This window comes from Burkholderia sp. Ac-20392 (assembly GCF_017104585.1).
Classification (GTDB): Bacteria; Pseudomonadota; Gammaproteobacteria; order Burkholderiales; family Burkholderiaceae; genus Burkholderia; species Burkholderia lata.
Genome location: NZ_JAAGPB010000586.1, coordinates 1 through 4,511, shown reverse-complemented (window position 1 = coordinate 4,511; position 4,511 = coordinate 1). Strand labels below are relative to the sequence as shown.

4 protein-coding genes are annotated in these 4,511 nt (G+C 67.1%); 3 read left to right on the top strand and 1 reads right to left on the bottom strand.

Features of this window, described 5'->3' with window-relative positions:
* The 3 genes from G3N99_RS34970 to def form a co-directional block, all read left to right on the top strand.
* Window positions 1–678 (top strand): cell division protein ZipA C-terminal FtsZ-binding domain-containing protein (locus G3N99_RS34970; protein ID WP_277396478.1); only part of this gene is annotated, 678 nt, incomplete at its 5' end.
* 166 nt (window positions 679–844) lie between these two features.
* Window positions 845–2,920, top strand: coding sequence for an NAD-dependent DNA ligase LigA (gene ligA, locus G3N99_RS34965; RefSeq protein ID WP_174988872.1), 2,076 nt, complete (start codon window positions 845–847; stop codon window positions 2,918–2,920).
* Window positions 2,917–3,450 carry a peptide deformylase gene (gene def / locus G3N99_RS34960; protein WP_174944501.1) on the top strand — a complete coding sequence of 178 codons (534 nt, stop codon included), beginning with the start codon at window positions 2,917–2,919 and terminating at the stop codon, window positions 3,448–3,450. Before ligA ends, def begins: the two co-directional genes overlap by 4 nt.
* Window positions 3,451–3,552: 102 nt before the next feature.
* Here the strand turns inward: def and G3N99_RS34955 are convergent.
* The coding region (locus G3N99_RS34955; RefSeq protein WP_206124650.1) for a pseudouridine synthase at window positions 3,553–4,511 on the bottom strand (959 nt) is incomplete at its 5' end.

Genomic DNA, 4,511 nt, shown 5'->3' with positions numbered 1-4,511 from the left:
GAAGGCGGCCAGTGGGAGTTGCTGCAGAACGGCGTGCGCTACGAGGAACTGCGCGCGGCCGCGCAGCTCGCGAACCGCAGCGGCGCGCTGAACGAGCTCGAGTTCTCCGAATTCGTGACGGGCGTCCAGCAGTTCGCCGACGCGATCGACGGTGCGCCGGAATTCCCGGACATGATGGAAACGGTCGCGATGGCGCGCGAGCTCGACGCGTTTGCCGCGCAATGCGACGCTCAACTGTCGATCAACGTGATGTCGGACGGCGCGCCGTGGTCGGCGAACTACGTGCAGGCGGTCGCATCGCAGGACGGGCTGCTGCTGTCGCGCGACGGCACGCGTTTCGTGAAGCTCGACGCGAAGCAGAACCCCGTGTTCATGCTGCAGTTCGGCGACACGAACTTCCTGCGTGACGACCTCACGTACAAGGGCGGCAACATGATCACGCTGGTGCTCGACGTGCCGGTCGCCGAAGAGGACATCCTGCCGTTCCGGCTGATGTGCGATTACGCGAAGTCGCTGTCCGAGCGGATCGGCGCGCGGGTCGTCGACGATTCGCGGCGGCCGCTGCCGGAATCGACGCTGGCCGCGATCGATCAGCAACTGATGAAGCTGTACGCGAAGCTCGAGGAAGCCGGCATCCCGGCCGGTTCGCCGGTCACGCGCCGCCTCTTCAGTCAGTAACGCGAACGCGCGGACGGCAGGCGCCGGCGCCGCCGTTCGTCGCTGCAGCGCACACCTTGCTGTTTGCGCTGCAGCACGCGCATCGGGCGCGCATTGCACGCCCCGCCACGGCGGCAAACTGAGATAATCTGGCATCCGATTTTCTCAGAACGAATCTGCCGCCAGCATGGCCCGAACCCAAGCCGAACCGCCAGCCAGCCAGCCCGACGTGCGCGCCGCGTGGCTGCGCGATCAACTCGAGCGGGCGAACTACGCCTACTACGTGCTCGACCAGCCGGATCTGCCCGACGCCGAATACGACCGGCTGTTCCGCGAACTGCAGCAGCTCGAAACCGACCATCCCGAACTCGTGACGCCCGATTCGCCGACGCAGCGCGTCGGTGGCGAGGCGGCCGGCGGCTTTACGCCGGTCGTCCATGATGCGCCGATGCTGTCGCTGAACAACGGCTTCGCCGACGAGGACATCGCCGCATTCGACAAGCGTGTCGCCGACGCGCTCGACAAGACGACCGATCTCGCCGGCTCGGTGACGGAGCCGGTCGAATACGCATGCGAACTGAAGTTCGACGGCCTCGCGATCTCGCTGCGCTACGAGCAGGGCGTATTCGTGCAGGCGTCGACGCGCGGTGACGGGACGACAGGCGAGGACGTGACCGAGAACGTGCGCACGATCCGCTCGATTCCGCTGAAGCTGAAGGGCAAGAACGTGCCGGCCGTGCTCGACGTGCGCGGCGAGGTGCTGATGTTCAAGCGCGATTTCGCACGCCTGAACGACCGCCAGCGCGCGGCCGAGCAGCGCGAATTCGCGAACCCGCGCAATGCGGCGGCCGGCAGCTTGCGCCAGCTCGACTCGAAGATCACCGCGCAGCGCCCGCTGTCGTTCTTCGCGTACGGGATCGGCGTGCTCGACGGGATGCCGATGCCCGATACGCACAGCGCGCTGCTCGACTGGTACGAGTCGCTCGGCCTGCCCGTGAACCGCGAGCGCGCGGTCGTGCAGGGCGCCGAAGGCTTGCTCGACTTCTTCCGCAAGGTCGGCGAGAAGCGCGAGTCGCTGCCGTACGACATCGACGGCGTCGTCTACAAGGTCAACCGGCGCGACGAGCAGGAGCGCCTCGGCTTCGTGTCGCGTGCGCCGCGCTTTGCGCTCGCACACAAGTTCCCCGCGCAGGAAGCGCTGACCAAGCTCGTCGCGATCGACGTGCAGGTCGGTCGCACGGGCGCGATCACGCCGGTCGCGCGTCTCGAGCCCGTGTTCGTCGGCGGCGCGACCGTCACCAACGCGACGCTGCACAACGAGGACGAGGTGCGCCGCAAGGACATCCGGATCGGCGATACCGTGATCGTGCGCCGCGCGGGCGACGTGATCCCCGAGGTGGTTGGCGCACTGCTCGACCGGCGCCCGGCCGATGCTGCCGAATTCGTGATGCCGACCGAATGCCCGGTGTGCGGCTCGAAGATCGAGCGCCTGCCGGACGAGGCGATCGCGCGCTGCACGGGCGGCCTGTTCTGCCCGGCGCAGCGCAAGCAGGCGCTGTGGCACTTCGCGCAGCGCCGCGCGCTCGACATCGACGGGCTCGGCGAGAAGATCATCGACCAGCTCGTCGAGCTGAATCTCGTGCGCACGCCGGCCGACCTGTTCAATCTCGGCTTTGCGACGCTCGCCGAGCTCGACCGGTTCGCCGAGAAGTCGGCACAGAATCTGCTCGACTCGCTCGAGAAGGCGAAGCATACGACGCTCGCGCGCTTCATCTACGGACTCGGTATCCGTCATGTGGGCGAATCGACCGCGAAGGATCTCGCGAAGCATTTCGGCTCGCTGACGCCGATCATGGACGCATCGGTCGAAGAACTGCTCGAAGTCAACGACGTCGGGCCGATCGTCGCCGAGTCGCTCCATCAGTTCTTCGCGGAAGAGCACAACCGGACCGTGATCGAGCAATTGCGTGCGCCGGGCAAGGTGACGTGGCCGGAAGGGCCACCCGCGCCGAAGGCGCCGCAGGGCGTGCTGGCCGGCAAGACGGTCGTGCTGACGGGCACGCTGCCGACGCTCACGCGCGATGCCGCGAAGGAAATGCTCGAAGCGGCGGGCGCGAAGGTGGCCGGTTCGGTATCGAAGAAGACGGATTACGTGGTCGCGGGCGCCGAAGCCGGCAGCAAGCTCGCGAAGGCCGAGGAACTCGGCATCCCCGTGCTGGACGAAGACGGTCTGCACCAACTCCTGGAGGGCAATACGCCATGATTCGCGAGATCCTGAAGATGGGCGATCCGCGCCTGCTCGAAATCGCCAAGCCGGTCGAGCGGTTCGATACCCCCGAACTGCACGAGATCGTCGCGGACATGTTCGAGACGATGCACCATGCGAACGGCGCCGGGCTGGCCGCACCGCAGATCGGCCTCGGGCTGCAGATCATCATCTTCGGCTTCGGCAACAACAACCGCTACCCGGACGCGCCGCCGGTACCCGAGACCGTGCTGATCAACCCGAAGGTCGAGTACATGCCGCCGGACATGGAAGAGGGCTGGGAAGGCTGCCTGTCGGTGCCGGGCATGCGCGGCGTCGTCAGCCGCTACGCGAAGGTGCGCTACAGCGGCTTCGACCAGTTCGGCGAGAAGATCGATCGCGTTGCCGACGGTTTTCACGCACGCGTCGTCCAGCACGAATACGACCACCTGATCGGCAAGCTGTATCCGATGCGGATCACCGACTTCACGCGCTTCGGCTTCACGGAAGTGCTGTTCCCGGGGCTCGATCCGGCTTCCGACGACTGATTCGGAGGCTCACCCGGCGCTTTCCCGGCTTCTCGCAGGAAACAAAAAAGCCCGCTTGCGCGGGCTTTTTTCATTGCGTGGCGCACCTGTGTGCGCCCGCGGTCAGAACGTCTCGTCGGCCGACAGATAGCGCCATTGACCCTGCGGCAGCGCGCCGAGCATCACGCGGCCCATCCGTACGCGCTTCAGGCCGATCACGTCGAGGCCCACCAGTTCGCACATGCGGCGGATCTGGCGTTTCTTGCCTTCGCGCAGCACGAAGCGCAACTGCTCGCCGTTCTGCCAGCTCACCATCGCGGGCTTCAGTGCGGCGCCGTCGAGCTCGAGGCCGTGGCGCAGCTTCGCGAGCGATTCCGCGGGGAAGTGCTGGTCGATGTCGATGAGCCGCTCGCCGAAGCGCACGCGCACCAGGTACTCCTTGTCGATATCCGACTGCTCGCCGATCAGCTGCTTCGCGATCACGCCGTTCTGCGTCAGCACGAGCAGGCCGGTCGAATCGATGTCCAGGCGGCCGGCCGGCGCAAGCGCGTGCAGATGCTGCGGCGAGAAGCGCACCGGCGAATGGTCGCCGCTCCAGCGGTTCGCGCGCGTGATCAGCACGGCTGCGGGCTCGTAGCCGTCTTCCGCCTGGCCCGACACATAGCCGACCGGCTTGTGCAGCAGGATCGTCACTTGCGCGGCCTGCGCAGCGCTCGCGCGTTCGTCGATCTCGATCTTCTGGTCGGCGCGTACCTTGGTGCCGAGCGTGTCGATGCGTTCACCGTCGACGAGGACCCAGCCCTTTTCGATCCATTCGTCGGCTTCGCGGCGCGAACACATGCCGAGCTCGGACATCCGTTTCGACAGGCGCATCAGGCCCGATTCGTCGCCGTAGTCGACGTCGGCCGCGGCGCGCTTGACCGGTTGTGCGCTCTTGACTGCGCCGAACGAGCGGCGCTCGCCGTCGCGTGCGGGCCGGGCCGGGCGGTCGCCGAAGCTGCGCTTCGCACCTTCGCCGGATGCGTTGTCGCGATACGGCGTGCGTGCGCCGCCTTCGCCACCTGCGCGACGCGGACGCGAGT